This window comes from Salidesulfovibrio brasiliensis JCM 12178 (assembly GCF_001311825.1).
Lineage (GTDB): Bacteria > Desulfobacterota > Desulfovibrionia > Desulfovibrionales > Desulfovibrionaceae > Pseudodesulfovibrio > Pseudodesulfovibrio brasiliensis.
The window spans coordinates 1-15,262 of sequence record NZ_BBCB01000079.1 but is presented as its reverse complement, the minus strand read 5'-3'; the positions used below and the strand labels follow the sequence as shown (position 1 = coordinate 15,262).

Annotated in this window: 13 protein-coding genes and 2 pseudogenes; 10 read left to right on the top strand and 5 right to left on the bottom strand. The window is 60.4% G+C overall.

Features of this window, described 5'->3' with window-relative positions:
• Nucleotides 1–233: 233 nt before the first annotated feature.
• The 3 genes from JCM12178_RS14415 to JCM12178_RS14405 form a co-directional block, all read right to left on the bottom strand.
• A complete protein-coding gene (locus JCM12178_RS14415; protein WP_083465960.1) occupies nt 234–2,285 on the bottom strand; it encodes a methyl-accepting chemotaxis protein in 2,052 nt (683 codons plus the stop codon).
• 153 nt (nt 2,286–2,438) lie between these two features.
• Nucleotides 2,439–2,681 carry a hypothetical protein gene (locus tag JCM12178_RS14410; RefSeq protein ID WP_054652340.1) on the bottom strand — a complete coding sequence of 81 codons (243 nt, stop codon included), beginning with the start codon at nt 2,679–2,681 and terminating at the stop codon, nt 2,439–2,441.
• A 42-nt stretch (nt 2,682–2,723) separates the two neighbouring features.
• A complete protein-coding gene (locus JCM12178_RS14405; RefSeq protein ID WP_369404530.1) occupies nt 2,724–3,590 on the bottom strand; it encodes an ACP S-malonyltransferase in 867 nt (288 codons plus the stop codon).
• A 263-nt stretch (nt 3,591–3,853) separates the two neighbouring features.
• Here JCM12178_RS14405 and JCM12178_RS14400 point away from each other — a divergent pair, with 263 nt between their 5' ends.
• Nucleotides 3,854–6,577 carry a winged helix-turn-helix domain-containing protein gene (locus JCM12178_RS14400; RefSeq protein WP_054652338.1) on the top strand — a complete coding sequence of 908 codons (2,724 nt, stop codon included), beginning with the start codon at nt 3,854–3,856 and terminating at the stop codon, nt 6,575–6,577.
• Here the strand turns inward: JCM12178_RS14400 and JCM12178_RS14395 are convergent.
• Nucleotides 6,574–6,867: an MTH1187 family thiamine-binding protein gene (locus tag JCM12178_RS14395; protein ID WP_054652336.1), complete on the bottom strand. Its 294-nt coding sequence runs from the start codon at nt 6,865–6,867 to the stop codon at nt 6,574–6,576. The two genes, JCM12178_RS14400 and JCM12178_RS14395, sit on opposite strands and share 4 nt — an antisense overlap.
• Before the next feature lie 250 nt (nt 6,868–7,117).
• Here JCM12178_RS14395 and JCM12178_RS14390 point away from each other — a divergent pair, with 250 nt between their 5' ends.
• The 7 genes and pseudogenes from JCM12178_RS14390 (at nt 7,118) to cysC (ending at nt 13,384) form a co-directional block, all read left to right on the top strand.
• Nucleotides 7,118–7,888, top strand: a complete 771-nt coding sequence (locus JCM12178_RS14390) for a radical SAM/SPASM domain-containing protein (protein ID WP_245628804.1) — start codon at nt 7,118–7,120, stop codon at nt 7,886–7,888.
• Nucleotides 7,889–8,217: 329 nt separating this feature from the next.
• A pseudogene (locus tag JCM12178_RS14385) lies at nt 8,218–9,206 on the top strand (hydrogenase small subunit).
• A 57-nt stretch (nt 9,207–9,263) separates the two neighbouring features.
• Nucleotides 9,264–10,988, top strand: a complete 1,725-nt coding sequence (locus tag JCM12178_RS14380; RefSeq protein WP_054652334.1) for a nickel-dependent hydrogenase large subunit — start codon at nt 9,264–9,266, stop codon at nt 10,986–10,988.
• Nucleotides 10,989–11,061: 73 nt separating this feature from the next.
• The gene (locus JCM12178_RS14375) at nt 11,062–11,607 is read left to right on the top strand and encodes a HyaD/HybD family hydrogenase maturation endopeptidase (protein ID WP_054652332.1); all 546 of its coding nucleotides are present in this window, start codon (nt 11,062–11,064) and stop codon (nt 11,605–11,607) included.
• Nucleotides 11,585–11,842 (top strand): HypC/HybG/HupF family hydrogenase formation chaperone, encoded by a 258-nt coding sequence (locus JCM12178_RS14370; protein ID WP_054652330.1) that lies wholly within the window; start codon nt 11,585–11,587, stop codon nt 11,840–11,842. The genes JCM12178_RS14375 and JCM12178_RS14370 overlap by 23 nt, the downstream gene beginning before the upstream one ends.
• A gap of 108 nt (nt 11,843–11,950) precedes the next feature.
• Nucleotides 11,951–12,784 carry a 3'(2'),5'-bisphosphate nucleotidase CysQ gene (gene cysQ / locus JCM12178_RS14365; protein ID WP_054652328.1) on the top strand — a complete coding sequence of 278 codons (834 nt, stop codon included), beginning with the start codon at nt 11,951–11,953 and terminating at the stop codon, nt 12,782–12,784.
• Nucleotides 12,785–12,790: 6 nt separating this feature from the next.
• On the top strand, nt 12,791–13,384 hold the full coding sequence (cysC, locus tag JCM12178_RS14360) for an adenylyl-sulfate kinase (RefSeq protein WP_054652326.1): 594 nt from the start codon (nt 12,791–12,793) through the stop codon (nt 13,382–13,384).
• 74 nt (nt 13,385–13,458) lie between these two features.
• On the opposite strand, the gene JCM12178_RS14355 is transcribed toward cysC, so the two are convergent.
• Nucleotides 13,459–13,995 (bottom strand): 3'-5' exonuclease, encoded by a 537-nt coding sequence (locus tag JCM12178_RS14355; RefSeq protein WP_054652323.1) that lies wholly within the window; start codon nt 13,993–13,995, stop codon nt 13,459–13,461.
• Nucleotides 13,996–14,139: 144 nt separating this feature from the next.
• On the opposite strand from JCM12178_RS14355, the gene JCM12178_RS14350 reads away from it, so the two are divergent.
• Nucleotides 14,140–14,790 carry a DUF2959 domain-containing protein gene (locus JCM12178_RS14350; RefSeq protein ID WP_054652320.1) on the top strand — a complete coding sequence of 217 codons (651 nt, stop codon included), beginning with the start codon at nt 14,140–14,142 and terminating at the stop codon, nt 14,788–14,790.
• A gap of 179 nt (nt 14,791–14,969) precedes the next feature.
• A pseudogene (locus JCM12178_RS18435) lies at nt 14,970–15,262 on the top strand (hypothetical protein); the annotation flags it as partial.

The following is a 15,262-nucleotide window of genomic DNA, read 5'->3' as shown; positions in this document are numbered from 1 at the left end:
GAACCTTTCGGGAAAGGTTCTAAGAACTCCAAAGCTTTTTGGCTCGCCTTCGGCGCAATTGACCGACCATGCAAGGCTTTCGCTTGATACAAACGCCTTCAAGCCAAGGAGTGCAGAGGGGATTATCCCTTTGCCGGGGTACAGGGGCGGCGCCCGCCCGCCGGAGGCACTGCCGTCCGAAAAAATGCCTCCGCGTTTTAGGGGTGTCTGCTGCCATAGTTCTTTCTACCGGATCAGAAGCGCTCGAAATCGTCATCGCCCATGTCGAGTTCTGCTCCGGAGCTTTGCTTTGTTCGTCCTTGCTTGGGCTTCGTCTCGAGGGCTGGGCGGCTGGACCGGGGAGCGGTTTTTGCTGGTCTGGACGATCTTATGGATGGGTCGGAGCAGACCGCGCCGCCGTCGGTCCTGAAGTAGCTGACGCTGTCCAGCATGGTCTGGGCCTGATTGGAGAGGGACGAGGCCGTGGCAGCCACTTCCTCGGCGATGGAGGCGGTTTGCTGCACGACGGTATCCGAATCCCGAAGCGCCGACGTGACCTGCTTCACGCCTTCGTTCTGCTCGGCTGTGGCGGCGGATATGTCTTGAATCAACTCGGCGGTCTTCTGGATTTCGGGGACCATTTTCGAGAGAAGATCTCCGGCCTCTTCGGCCACGGCAACGCTGCTTGAGGAGCGTTCGCTGATGCCTGCTGCCGCGTTGCCGCTGCGTTCGGCCAGCTTGCGGACCTCGGCTGCCACCACGGCAAAGCCCTTTCCGGCCTCACCGGCGCGCGCGGCTTCGATGGCCGCGTTCAGGGCCAACAGATTGGTTTGACGTGCAATCTCTTCGATTATGCCGATCTCTTCGGCGATCTTTTTCATGGCATCCACGGTGCGTTGAACGGCCTGCCCGCCTTTCTCGGCGTCGCGGGCCACTTGGCTGGCGGTTGTTTCCGTGTCGCTGGCGATGCGCGAGGTTTTCTGGATGCTGCCGGCCATCTCCTCCATGCTTGAGGAGATTTCTTCCAGCCCGGCGGCCTGCTGCGTGGCCCCTTGCGAAAGGGTTTCGCTGGCCTCGGAAAGCTCCCTGCTGCCCCCGACCACGTCGCTTGCCGCGCCCTGAATACCGCCGATGGTGGTGGAGAGCTTGTCGGCCATGCTGTTCATGGCTTCCATGATTCTGCCCATCTCGTCCTTGCGGGTTTCACAGTCCACATCCTTGAGGTTGCCTGCGGCTATTTGCGAGGCCATGTCCGTGCAGACCCTGATGGGTTGCATGACGGAGCGCTGGATGACCCATAGAATGATGACGATGGGAGCCGCTATGGTGAACAGCAGGCCGATGGCTAGGAAAATCATGACCGCGTTGATCATGTTCTGCTGCTCATGGATGTCCAGCGAGGTGACGATTGTGCCGATGGGCCGGTCCTTGTAGTCGAGCACGGGGAACGCGCCGAGGGCGTGGCTGCCGAGCAGGCGTATGACCGTATCGTTCATTCCCTTCGACAAAAGGTCCGGCGTAATCATCTCGCGCAGGGCCGCGTTTTCGTTGCCGTAGATGAGCACGTGCTGGTCTAGAACGGGATACTTGGCCGGGTCCTGCAATCTGGTGGTGATGGGCAGGATGGCCTTGTCCATGAAGAGGGTGGCCTGAAGGTCGCCGGTGGCTTCCACCGCTTTGAGCAAGCCTCCGAAGCTGATGAGCACTTCCACCGATCCGAGATGTTTCCCGTCGGGCGAGGTCACGGGCGAAAGGCCGCGGATGGTGAACCCGCCCCGGCCGGGCTCGATGCCCTTGACCGGCTGCCGGGTCCTGTTCACGTCGATGACGGTGAAGCGGAAGCTTGAGAGATCGTCGGAAATATCGACCCACTTGCCGTTGCGCTTGGCCTGTTTGTCGCGCCACATGCGAACAAGGCTCCGGGAGGTGGGCAGATGGAAGTGGACCCTGAACTTTGTACCGAGGGCCTCCTCGTATCCTTTGAGCACCGGAGCGAGGGAGGCACGGAGCATTTCCCGCGCCCGTTGCGCCTCGGGATCACCGGGGTCGTTCATGTCTCCTTGATTGGCGACCTCGAAGGCCTCCACCACCTGCGGCATGCGACTGAACAGCGACGCCTGTTCCAGCGCATTGTTCGACATCTTGGCGATGGACTGGCGCATGTCGTCGATCTTGTTCCCGATAATGACGGATACAAACGACTTTTCAAGATCCTCGAACTTGTAACTCAAACCAAAATATCCGCCCACTCCCATGGCCAAAGCCACAAGCACGAGCGGAAGCAGGATTCTCCACCTGATTCCCATAGTCACTCCTTATACACGGACAGGTATAACAATAAGCCATGACGATAGCCCATATAGAACTCCATTACGACAAATACCGGACTTGTGATAAATGGAACAATGATAAATCGTCCAAACAGGCCCTGCCTGTGGAAAACGTCTGTGACGGGAAGGTTAAATCAGGCCACGCTGCTCAAGGTCGTCCAGCATGGGGTCAAGCAGAATACGCAAAACACGTAGTATGAAGCGGCGCTTCGGTTCCGAGCCATCGATATCGGCGCGTTCAAGCGCCTGATCGTGGAAATCGCTGATGCGCCTGACCAGCGAGAGCAGGTCGGTGGTGGCGTCCTTGGCAAAGGACTGCATGGAGGGGTTCATTTCATCCGGTTCTGGGAAATTGATGATTGTATCTTTCATGACAAAAAAAACGGGCCGGAAGTGGCTTCCGGCCCAGTCAGTTTAGATTGCGTCCAGATTGGGGACGGTGCTGCCTTCCCATTCCTCGCTCACGTCCTTGAAGTTCGGCTTGAGCAGTTTGAAAAGCACGCCCTTGGGACCGATCTCGGTGAAGGAGCGCATGCCGTCGTCCCACATGTTTCCGAGCGTCTGGATCCAGAGCACCGACGAGGTCATCTGCCGCTGCATGATCTCACGGATGCGGCCCGGGTCGCTCTCCGGCTTTCCCGTGACGTTGTGGTAGACGGGGAAGGCCGGGGCTTTCCAGTCGAGGGTTCCCAGAAACGCGGAGAACTCGTCGGCGGCAGCCTGAATGAGCGGACTGTGGAACGCGCCGGAAACCGGAAGCGGGATGGCGCGGCCCTTGATCTCCTTGATCTTGCCCTGCGCGACTTCGAGTGCCTCTTTTTCGCCGGAAATGACGAACTGGGCCGGGGAATTGTAGTTGGCGATGCGGAGCTCCTTGCCGGTCTCGGCGGCAGCCCCGTCGACGATGCTTTCCAGATCGTCCAGCTTGGTCTTGAGGATGGCGGCCATGCCGTGTCCGGCGCCGCCGGATTCGGCCATGAGCCTGCCGCGAACGGTGACGGCGCGGATGGCGTCTTCAGCGGTCAGCACGCCCGCGGCCACCAGCGAGGCGTATTCTCCGAGGCTGTGCCCGGCGGTGCAGGCGGGCGAGAACTTCTCGCGCAGCGCATTCCAGAGCGTGATGTTGACCACGCTGAGCGCAGGCTGAAGCGCCCTGGTGTCCGACATGTCGGCATCGTTTTCTTCCCAGTAGATTTCCCGGAGCGGCAGCCCGGATTCCTTCTCGGCAAATTCCCAGAGAGCCATGGCTTCGCCGGAGGCTTCCGCCGCGTCGCGGCCCATGCCCTTTTCCTGCGAGCTGTCCGGGAAACAATATGGCAAGTGCTGTCATCATATTCTCCTTTGCATGGTCGGGGCGAGGTGATGCCACCCCGATGCGTACTGGTCGATTCGTGCCCATTCCATACAGCATTCTTCAACAAGTGCAATGGGTCAAACGGCTGTTTCACCAATAGATCACACCGTTTTAATGCCGTTCCCGAAGCCTGAATCTTGTGCTATCGGATAGCTCGTTTGAGGATTTTCCCATTATCGAAAGGAATACAATGCACCATCCCCCCGGCGCTCTGCAGCGTGAAAAATGGGTCCCGCGCGAAGAGGCGCTCGGCTATTGCAGGCTCGTGAAAAACGGCAACAACCGGGTGCTGCTCGTGCAGGCTCGTGCCGGTCAGGGCAAGACAACGCTGGCAGAGCAGTTTGCGCAGGAGTTTCCCGGCCCCGTGTGCTGGTGCGCCTGCTCCCGATCCGAGACCGACCACATCGCGCTGCTGGAAACGCTCTGCATGACCATGGCCGATGCGGTGAACGGCTTTGACCCGTCCGGGGTGCTCGGCGCAGCCCGTTCGAGCCTCACCCCCGAAGAGGCGATCGCGGCCGTTACCAACGGCCTTCCCGGCGCATTCGGTTCCTGTCCGTCCCAACAGGTTTTGACGGTGGTGGACGATGTCCACCTGCTCAACAGCGCCCCGGCCAGCCTTGCCATGCTGCGCGCATTCGTGGAATCCTGCCCGGACACGGTCACATTCGCCGTGCTGACCAGAACCCCGCTGCAACTGGACGGCAGCCCGCTCTTCACGTTTTTCAGGACCGTCCGAATAGATGACGCCACCCTCGCCCTCTCAGGCGCGGAGATCGCACAGCTTCATGAAACCGTTCACGGCCGCGAGCTTTCAAATGACGAATGCGCGGCCATACTGGTGGCCACCGAAGGATGGACCACCGGAGCGTTGCTGATGGGCGTCTCGCACAAAGGCGGCATGCCGGGCAGTTCCGCAGAGTCCCTTGCACTGTATTTCTGGGAGACCTGCCTTGCCGGTGCACCGCGCAAGGCGGTGACTGCCGTGCTGGAAATGGCTCTGCTGGAGGAAGTCCCAACCGGCATGATTCAGGCGTTGGACCTTGACGACGGGGCGCAACTGGCCGAAGACCTCGCAGCCCGAAATCTTTTCGTGCGTGTGACGCAAGGCCGCAACGGTCTCGTTTACCGCTTTCACCACCTCTTCCGCGACGCCCTCAGGCACATGTGCCGCAGTGAAATGCCGGAGCGGCAACAAACGGATTTCCTCAAACATGCCGCGCAGTGGTACATTGATAACAGCGACGCCGCAGAAGGGTTGCGCTGCCTTTCCGCAACCGGTCACTGGGATGAACTTGTCCGGGGCGTACGGCAGCACGGCATGCCGCTTATCAGCACCAACCGCCTGCGCACGCTTGACGAAATCCTGTCACGCTGCCCGGAGAATGTTCTGCGAAGCAGCGGCTGGTTCATGCTCGTGCTCGGGCGCGTGAGGATCATGGCGGACCCGCAGCAGGGATTTGAACTGCTGCGGCAGGCCCACCGGCGTTTCGTCGCGCAGGGAGATACGGAAGGGGAGCTGATGGCTCTGGTTTTCCTTGCGTTTGGACACCTGTTCATCACCGGCAGACTCCGCAGTTTCATCAAGACCCTGCCGCGGGCCCGAGAGCTTTTCGACAGGCACAGCGACGGGCTGGCCCCCATGACACGGATCACCTGCGCCTTCGTCCTTTCGCTGGCGCATACCTATGGCCCATGCGACCTTGTTCGCAGCGAGCGTTTCGCCCAGACCGCCCGTCAGACCCTCGGGGAGATGGGGCTTGACCAGACCACGCCGGAACTGGAACTGATAAGCCAGTACCGCGGTGGCCTCTCGGGCGAACTGGACCAGTCGCTGCGACATCTGGAGCCGCAGTTCCGCAGACTGAACGCGGCAGAGGTCTGTCCGTCAACGCGCCTGTCCGTGAGCACTGCATTCGCCAACTTCCGGCTCATGTGCGGCGACATCCGAGCGTATGAGCAATGCCGCGACGAAATCGCCCGGGACTTCGCCGACATCATCCAGCACTCATTTCTTGGCGGGTTCTATCGCATCTGGGACGCGGACGTGCAGCTCGCGCGGGGCGAAACCAAAGCCGCAGCCGATACTGCCGCTGCAATCCTTGAACACCCGACCTACGGACACTTCGATCACCTCCGCAGTCAGGCACACCAATACCTCGCGTTGACGAACGCGCTACTCGGACGACATGACGCAGCTCTTGAACACGCCCGTCAGTCCGCGCGGATTCGCGCCGCAACCGGGGGATGGTTCTTCATCAGGCTCAATCACGCCGTGGTGGGCGGCACCTATACCCTGTGCGGTAAGCACCGCCGGGGCGAGCGCGCCCTGAACAAGGCCATCAGATACTGCCGGGAGATCGGTGACTGCTATCTCGTCCCGCAGGCGCTGGCCTACAGGGCATGGTCTCGGCTGGAGCAGGGCAAGAGAGCCGAAGCGCTACAGGACATCGACACCATGCTCGAACAGATGTCCAGACAGGGGAATACGCACTTTTTCTACAGGGCCCCCGGCATGATGCAAAGACTGCTGGACGAAGCAAAGGCAAACGGTATCCGCCTCGATGCGGTTCGCAGGCTTGAGGAGGCATGGTTCCCGCCCGAGGGCGCAGAGAACGCATCCTCCCCTGTAAGAGAAGGGCTTCGCGCTCTGGAGTGCATGAAGCACGATCTACCGTGGAGCGCCCACCTGTGTTTTTCGTCAATGCTCAAAACCTTCGATCCGGGCAAGGCCAGCTCCATGGATCGTGAAGTGGTGCGGCGGGCCATCGTCTCGTGGACAGGATTGCTGCGCGAGACGCACCAGCCCGCAAAGGCCCTTGCGGTGGCTGAACGGGGTGTCGGCATTTTCCCGGAATGTCCGGAACTGCTGGCGCTCAAGCGCACGCTCGAAACCAAGGGCTGCCGGAACTAGAGCTTTCCGGAGAGGCTCTCCAGTTTGCCTCCAAGGCCGCCGGTACGGCCCTTCCTGTAATCGATCTTCATGGTGGCGTAGACCCGTTCGCAGTAAGGCTCCAGCGTCTCGAAGCAGCGGGCGCAAAGCTCGGTGAGTTCGCGAACCTCGCCTTCGATGCAGGTGCCCATGGGGCCGGTGACGTGCGGCAGGCCGGAAGCGTCGATGACCCGGATCACGTCTGCCACGTAGTTGCTGACGCTTTCGCCCTTGTCCATGGGGAATATGGCCAGTTCCAGAATGGCGCTCATGTTTCCTCCTGTTTCGGTGGCGTTGACAGGGATGAAAAGACGTCTATAACAGAGCCGACCGGACAACAGCAAACGCCGAACAAGGATTTCCCGAAATGGCTGAATATTACATGCCCGCAGAAGATGAAGGCTCATCGCCCGGCTGCGCACCTGGCACAAGACCAAGCGCCGCCCACGCCCCACCTTCCCCAGGGCCGTCCAGATACAGACCACCAGCCTCTGCAACGCCCGCTGCCTGTTCTGCGGGTACGTGGACACCTACAAGGACCTCCCGCAGGGACACATGGACGACGACCTTTTCAAGAAGATCGCCGACGAATGCTGCTCCAATTACGTGGGGCGCGTTTCCACCTATCTGATGAACGAACCGCTGGTGGACCCCAAACAGGCCGAACGCCTCGCCTACCTGAACAGGCACAGAAAGTTCGTGACCAAGACCAAGATCAACACCAACGGCGCGCTCATGACCCCGGACGTGTCCGAGGCGCTCATCGACTCCGGCCTGCGCCATCTTTGGGTCAGCGTGCAGGGATACTCCGAAGAGACCTACAGGAAGAGTATGAATCTCTCCCTCACCAAGGTGCTGGACAACATCGACGCCCTTCTGGACCTCAAGGAGAAGAAGAACGCCAAGCTGCCCAAGGTGAGCGTGACCACGCTGGACACCAAACTGGTGCATGATGAGCTGGACTACGCCCGCAAGCACTGGGCGGACCGGGACGTGAAGTTCAAGATTCACAGCCTCGACAACCGCCGCGGCACGGACCTGAGCGATCTGGCCATGGCAAAGCCCAAGCCCAAGCGCAACTGCGACCTGTTCCTGAAACAGGCGTACGTCCTGTACAACGGCGACATGATCATCTGCTGCCACGACTGGCGCAGGACCGTGGTGCTCGGCAACGTGGGCGAACAGTCCATCAAGGAAATCTGGAACTCGAAACACTTCAAGGACATCATCCGCGAGTATCAGGCCGGCGACTTCAGCAATTGTGAAGTTTGTCGCACATGCATGGTCTCATAACCGTTCCAGTGTCATATCGAAAGCAAGAGGAAGGGCCCGGCCCTTCCTTTTTTTTGGCCCAAACGAAGGGTCCGGAAGCCTAAGTATGGGGAAGACGAATCTTTTTGGTGCGGCCTATTGATTTTGTTTTGAAAGGGGGGTACCAAGAGTGTTACATAAAGTTTTCACAAGGTTACACAACTTTTTTGAAAACGTATGACTATAATGGCACGATAAATAGTGTTGTGCCACTATGGGTGGATACAGGAGTGTTGCGGGCGAACAAACCCACTTATGTCGAGTGGAACAGATCGTTCGTAATCATGAACTCATTTGTACGGAGGTGTTCCATGAAAATTTCCGTAGGTCATGGCAAAAGCGGTGCTGTGGAACGGCTGGAAAAGCGTGGCGTCGGTCGTCGCGACTTCATGAAGTTCTGCGGAACCGTGGCTGCTGTCATGGGTATGGGCCCGGCCTTCGCCCCGAAGGTTGCGGAAGCTCTTACCAACGACAACCGCCCCAATGTCATCTGGCTGCACAACGCCGAGTGCACCGGCTGTTCGGAGTCCATTCTCAGGACTGTCGAACCCTACATTGACGCCCTCATTCTGGACGTCATTTCCCTCAACTACCACGAGACCATCATGCAGCGGCCGGCGAAATGGCCGAAAAGTGTCTCGAGGAAACCATGCACGATCCGCGCGGCTACGTCGCCGTGATCGAAGGCGGCATCCCCACTGCGGTCACCGGCACTGCCGGCGAAGCGGGTGCCCACGGCAAGGTTTCCGGCCATACCATGCTTGATACCACCGTCAAGGTCGTCAAGGGCGCCCAGGCAACCATCGCCTACGGCACCTGCGCCACCTACGGCGGCGTTCAGGCAGCGGCTCCGAACCCGACCAAGGCCAAGGGCGTCACCGACGTTGTCCCCGGAGCTCCGGTGGTCAACGTTCCCGGCTGCCCGCCGAACCCGTTCAACCTTGTCGGCACCATCGTCCACTACCTCACCAAGGGTATCCCCGAGCTCGACGACATCGGTCGTCCGTGGGCCTTCTTTGGCGAGTCCGTGCACGAAAACTGCCCGCGTCAGGACCACTTCGACTACGGTGAGTTCGCCGAGTCCTTCGGTTCCGAAGAAGCCCGCAAGGGCTGGTGCCTGCGCAAGCTTGGTTGCCGCGGTCCGGAGACGTACAACAACTGCCCCACTGTGAAGTTCAACCAGATCAACTGGCCCGTCGAAGCCGGCCACCCCTGCATCGGCTGCTCGCAGCCCAACTTCTGGGACGGCGAAGACTGGGGCGGCATCTCGTACATGTATGCCGACCTCACCGAATGGTAGTAGGGCACTGTTGCCAGGTTTAGAACGACGAAAATCTTCTTTTTAGGAGGTTGAAATATGTCCGGTTGCACTCCGAAAGGCGCCCCGGGTATGGCTCATGGTGAAAAGGTCATCGTTGACCCGGTAACCAGAATTGAAGGCCATCTCCGTGTGGAGGCCGTCGTAGACAATGGTAAAATCGTCGATGTCCGCAGCAGCTCCCAGCTGTTCCGTGGCCTCGAAATCATCCTTAAAGGCCGCGACCCCCGCGACGCACAGCACTTCACCCAGCGCTCCTGCGGCGTCTGCACCTACGTGCACGCCCTGGGTTCCATCCGCTGCGTGGACAACGCCGTCGGCGTGGACAAGGTCCTGCCCCACAACGCCACCATCATCCGTAATCTGGTGCTGGCGTCCCAGTTCATGCACGACCACATCGTGCATTTCTATCATCTGCATGCCCTCGACTTCGTGAACGTGGCCAACGTGCTGAACGCCGACGTCAAGACCGCTGCGGAAATGGCCAACGCCAACTACAAGATGGTGAAGAAGGACTCCTCCCGAGTCACCACCCCGGAAGACCTGCAGAAAGTCAAGGATACCATCAAGGGTATCATCGACTCCGGTCGTCTGGGCATCTTCAACAACGCCTACTTCCTGAAACCCGGCGGACACCCGGCGTACAAGCTGACTCCCGAAGTCGACCTGATCGCCACCGCCCACTATCTGGAAGGCCTGCACCTGCAGGTCAAGGCTGCCCGCATGATGGCCGTTTACGGCGCCAAGAACCCCCACACCCAGTTCACGGTGATGGGCGGCGTCACCTGTTACGAAGGCCTGCAGGACGAAACCATCCAGACCTTCCTCGACATCTACGCGGAAGTGAAGGACTTCATCCTCGAATGCTACATCCCGGACCTCATCACGGTTGCGTCCTTCTACAAGGACTGGGCCTCCATCGGCGGCACCACCAACTTCATGAGCTTCGGTGAATTCCCGCAGCAGGGCGGCGAAGCCGACCTGGACTCCCGCTACATCAAGCCGGGCGTCATCTACGATCGCAAGATCACCAACGTGAAAGCCTTTGATCCCGCAAAGATCGAAGAGCACGTCAAGCACTCCTGGTACAAGGAAGGCACTCCGAAACACCCGTACGAAGGTGTCACGGAACCCATGTACACCAGCCTTGACGACCCGCAGCGTTACTCCTGGATGAAGGCTCCGCGCTACGAAGGCAAGTCCACGGAAGTGGGCCCGCTGGCCACCGCGCTGGTGAACTACGGCCTCGGCCACCCCGAATTCGTCAAGTACGTCGACTTCGTGCTCGGCGCACTGGGCGTGGGCCCCGAAGCCCTGTTCTCCACTCTCGGCCGCACCGCCGCACGCGGCATCGAGTGCCTCATCATCACGCTGAAGACCGCCGAGTGGGTTGAAGACCTCAAGGCCAACGTGGCCGCCGGCAAGGTCGACATCTGCAAGGATTGGGACATGCCCAAGGAAGCCGAAGGCGTCGGATTCGTCAACGCCCCGCGCGGCGGCCTGTCTCACTGGATCAAGATCAAGGACAGCAAGATCGACAACTTCCAGCTCGTGGTTCCGTCCACCTGGAACATCGGTCCCCGCTGCGATCAGGACATCCCCGGCCCGCTCGAAGAAGCGCTGCTGGACAACACCCCGATCGCCGATCCCGAGCGTCCGGTCGAAATCCTTCGCACCGTCCACTCCTATGACCCCTGCATCGCCTGCGGCGTGCACGTCATCGATAACCAGACCGGAAACGTCGCCAAGTTCCGCATCCTGTAGGAACCGGCAACGAACCGAACGAAACGGGGACCCGGAGGTTGACCTCCGGGTCCCCTTCTCTTAGAGCAGAACAATGGAACAACACGACAAGCGCATCCTCATCCTCGGCGTGGGCAACATTCTCTACACCGACGAAGGCTTCGGCGTCCGCGTGGCCGAAGAGCTCGAACAGCGATACGAATTTCCCCCCAATGTCGAGACCCTCGACGGCGGCACCCTCGGTTTCAAGCTCATGGGGCCGATCATGGAGAGCGACCACCTCATCATCGTGGACATCGTGCTCAATGACGGCAAACCCGGAGACGTGTTCCGCCTCAAGGGCGAGGACCTCTCCAAGAGCCTGGCCTTCAAGAATTCCATGCACCAAACGGACTTGCTCGATGTGCTGGCCCATTGTAAGCTCATCGGGCAGGTGCCGGACACCGTGGTCCTGCTGGGCGTGGAGCCGAAAGACTACGAAACCATGTCCACGGAACTGTCCGGCGAACTGACCGACAAGCTGCCCGAAGTGCTTGACGCAGTGCTCAAGGAAATTACCGCGGCGGGCGGGACCTACACCCCGCGCACCGCTGACAACCCGTCACCGGAGAAGGTCTATGTGCCTCGCAGTACCAGCTGAAATCCTATCCATTGAAAACGATATCGCCACCTGCCGCGTGGGAGAGGGCGACGCCACCATCCAGACGTCCATCATGCTCCTCGACGAAAAGGTGGACATCGGCGACTATATCATCGTCCACGCCGGGTTCGCCCTGCGCAAGCTCGACTACGAGGAGGCGCAGGAGACGCTCAGAATACTTCGCGAGATGCTCAAGCTCGCCGACGAGCATGGCGTACAGCAGGACATGCTGTAACACGAGGATACGATTCAACATAAGGCCGCGTCCTGACAGGGAGGCGGCCTTTCCGGGTCTCTCTCCAGCAGATGTGCCACCCGGACACCGACCAACAAGGACTCCGCCATGACGCTTGCCCCAGCCGACATGATTCAGGACATGATCGCCATCGCCCGTGACGCAGGAAAGGCGATCATGGAAATATACCAGCGCGACTTCGAGGTCATGACCAAGGATGACAAGTCGCCGCTGACCGAGGCTGACCTCGCCTCGCACCACACCATCATCGACCGGCTCAAGGCAGGGCATCCGGACATCCCGGTTCTCTCCGAAGAGTCCAAGGCCATCCCGTACGAAGAGCGCATGGCATGGACGCGGTATTTCCTGATCGACCCGCTGGACGGCACCAAGGAGTTCGTCAAACGCAACGGCGAGTTCACCGTGAACATCGCGCTGATCGAAAACGGAAGACCCGTGGCCGGTGCGGTCTACGCCCCGGTGCCGGATGTTTCATGGTACGCAGCCGAAGGGTTCGGCGCATGGAAGGCGACTGCTGACGACGAGCCCGTGGCCATCGCTGCCGCGCGGCTGGAGAGCCTTGAAAACCTTCGCGTGGTCGGCAGCCGCTCACACCCCTCGCCCGCCATGCAGGCCGTGCTGGACGAACTGCCTGACCACGAACTGTTGCCCATGGGCAGTTCCATCAAGCTCTGCGCCGTGGCGGACGGCTCCGCCGACTTCTACCCGCGCCTCGGCCCCACCTGCGAATGGGACACCGGCGCGGCACAGTGCGTCGTGGAGCAGGCTGGCGGCTGCGTCATCACGCTGCAGGGTGACTCGGTGAGCTACAACAAAGAGGACATCCTCAATCCCTTCTTTCTGGTCATCGCCAGCGTGGACGACGACCTGCGCGGCAGGCTCGGCGCTCTGGCCGCGCGCCACGCCAACGAACAGCGGTAACGTCATATGAAGAAGTACATCCAGCCCCATCGCGGCGACGTGGACCGCGGGCACCGGGAAGAAAGCAACGGTCACAAAGGCGGCGTGTTCTGGTTCACTGGCCTCTCTGGCTCCGGCAAGTCGACCATCGCCCATGCCGTGGAAAAGAAACTCTTCGACCTCGGCAAGCGCGTCTACGTTTTCGACGGCGACAACGTACGCCACGGCCTCTGCGGGGATCTGAGCTTCTCACCCGAGGCCCGGGCCGAGAACATCCGGCGCATCGCCGAAGTCACCCGCCTCTTCGTGGACAACGGCATCATCTGCATGTGCGCCTTCATTTCGCCCATGCGCGCCGACCGTGAGCGCGTCAAGGACATTGTCGGTGAGTCGGATTTTCACGAGGTATACATTTCCTGCCCGGTTTCAGTGTGCGAGGAGCGCGACGTCAAGGGCTACTACAAGCTGGCCCGCGAAGGAAAAATCAAGAACTACACTGGCATTTCAGCGCCTTATGAAGAGCCAACCCGCCCAAACATCGCCATTCACAGCGACCGGCAGGACGTGGATGAATCGGTACAACTCCTCTTTGAGTACATACTGAAACAAACCAAGCTCTAAACGTTTCCGGCAAAACGCAGACAGCCCCGCAAGTCATATGACCTGTGGGGCTGTCTGCGTTTTGAGCGAGCTTCCTAGAGGATGCGTTCCAGAAATCCGGGGTTCTCCGCCAGCCCAATGGCCGCGATGCGGGCACAGGCCTCGGCGTCCGAGAGCGCGTTATGGTGGTCCAGCTCTATGCCGAGGTGCTCACAGACGATGGGCAGCTTGTTCTTGGGCAGCGCCCAAGTCCTGCGGGCCAGTTGCACAGTGCAGAGAAACGGCAGGGACGGATACGGATGCCCGGCCATGTCGCAGCAGGCGCGCAGCACCGAGCTGTCAAAGGCCGCGTTGTGGGCGCACATGAAATCCGCGCCCTCCAGCAGCGGCAGCATCTCCGGCCACGACTCCGCAAAGGGCGGCTCCTCGCAGACGTCGTTCCAGCAGAGCCCGTGTACGGCCTGACAATATGGGTTGAACCGTTTTCTCGGCGGCCTGATGAGCCGGTACGCCTTATCGATGATGCGGCCTCCCTCGACCACGACAAGCCCCACCGAGCAGGCGCTGTCGCGCTTGGGATCGGCGGTCTCGAAGTCGATGGCCACGTAACGCAGTGTTTCTACGGTATGCATGTTCCCCCGATTCGCTTGATGATGGATTTTGGTTGGACAGGCGGGACTATACACGGCCATGGGCCGACGGGCAATCTTGCCGCCGCCCGGCTGTTAGGGTATGAGCCTGTATCACACAACCTGCAACCCGACCGAGGAGCCTCAATGAAACTCGCAGCACGCATCGCGCTCATCGCCCTGACCCTGTGCCTGCTGGCCGGATGCCAGAAGACCTATTATTCGGCCATGGAAAAGGTCGGCTACCACAAGCGCGAGATCCTCGTTGACCGTGTCGAGGACGCCCGCGAATCCAATCAGGAAGCCAAGGAGCAGTTCGCCTCCGCGCTGGATCGCTTCAAGTCGGTCGTGGCCTTTGACGGCGGCGAGCTGGAGCAGAAATACGAGACCCTGAACGCCGAATACGAGGCCTCCGAGGAAGCCGCCGAAGACGTGCGCAGCCGCATCGAGTCCGTGGAGGACGTTGCCGAGGCGCTCTTCGAGGAATGGCAGGCCGAAATCGATGAATACACCAGCGCCAAGCTGCGCAGGCAGAGCCAGAGCCAGTACCGCGCCACCAAGGCCAGCTACGAAAAGCTCATCAAGGCCATGCAAAGCGCCGCCGACAAAATGGCCCCGGTGCTGGCCGCCTTCAAGGATCAGGTCCTCTTCCTCAAGCACAACCTGAACGCCAAGGCCATTGCCTCGCTTGAAGGCGAACTGGCCTCCATCCGCGCTGACGTGGACGTGCTCATCAAGGAGATGGAAGCGTCCATCGCCGAGGCAGACGCGTTCATCGCCACCATGGATACCAAGTAATCTCAGACGACTGAGACCCACCACGCCCCGCTGCGCAACTGTTGGCGCAGCGGGGCGTTTTCATTTTACGCAAGCGTTGCAATACGAGGGTTGACGGTAGGGAATACGCGAGTGTACTGTGAAGATGCGATACTGGCCGAAATCTGTTCGGCACGTCGCGGGAAAGGGGAGATACAACCATGTCGCTTCAAGGCGTCACAGACTTCATCGTGGCCGGTCCTGCCGGGCACGTACAAGCTGGTCCGGCCGGACATTTTCAGGCCGCTCCGGCTGGTAGCGTCGTGACCGGCCCTGCCGGACATGTCCCCATCGACACCCGCGCGGCCATCGTGCCCATCGACACCTCGCAGGCCCGAATCCCCTACTCCCCGGCCACCAACGGCGACAACACCGCCGTACAGGCTTCTCCCGCAGGAGGCGGTGCGACTTCGGGCGGCGGAGCCATCTCGTCCACCGGAGGTGGTGGCGGCGG

Coding starts and splice junctions, on each gene's coding strand:
- JCM12178_RS14415 (WP_083465960.1), bottom strand. CDS start 2,285: ATGGGAATCAGGTGGAGAATCCTGCTTCCGCTCGTGCTTGTGGCTTTG.
- JCM12178_RS14410 (WP_054652340.1), bottom strand. CDS start 2,681: ATGAAAGATACAATCATCAATTTCCCAGAACCGGATGAAATGAACCCC.
- JCM12178_RS14405 (WP_369404530.1), bottom strand. CDS start 3,590: ATGGGCCGCGACGCGGCGGAAGCCTCCGGCGAAGCCATGGCTCTCTGG.
- JCM12178_RS14400 (WP_054652338.1), top strand. CDS start 3,854: ATGCACCATCCCCCCGGCGCTCTGCAGCGTGAAAAATGGGTCCCGCGC.
- JCM12178_RS14395 (WP_054652336.1), bottom strand. CDS start 6,867: ATGAGCGCCATTCTGGAACTGGCCATATTCCCCATGGACAAGGGCGAA.
- JCM12178_RS14380 (WP_054652334.1), top strand. CDS start 9,264: ATGTCCGGTTGCACTCCGAAAGGCGCCCCGGGTATGGCTCATGGTGAA.
- JCM12178_RS14375 (WP_054652332.1), top strand. CDS start 11,062: ATGGAACAACACGACAAGCGCATCCTCATCCTCGGCGTGGGCAACATT.
- JCM12178_RS14370 (WP_054652330.1), top strand. CDS start 11,585: ATGTGCCTCGCAGTACCAGCTGAAATCCTATCCATTGAAAACGATATC.
- cysQ (WP_054652328.1), top strand. CDS start 11,951: ATGACGCTTGCCCCAGCCGACATGATTCAGGACATGATCGCCATCGCC.
- cysC (WP_054652326.1), top strand. CDS start 12,791: ATGAAGAAGTACATCCAGCCCCATCGCGGCGACGTGGACCGCGGGCAC.
- JCM12178_RS14355 (WP_054652323.1), bottom strand. CDS start 13,995: ATGCATACCGTAGAAACACTGCGTTACGTGGCCATCGACTTCGAGACC.
- JCM12178_RS14350 (WP_054652320.1), top strand. CDS start 14,140: ATGAAACTCGCAGCACGCATCGCGCTCATCGCCCTGACCCTGTGCCTG.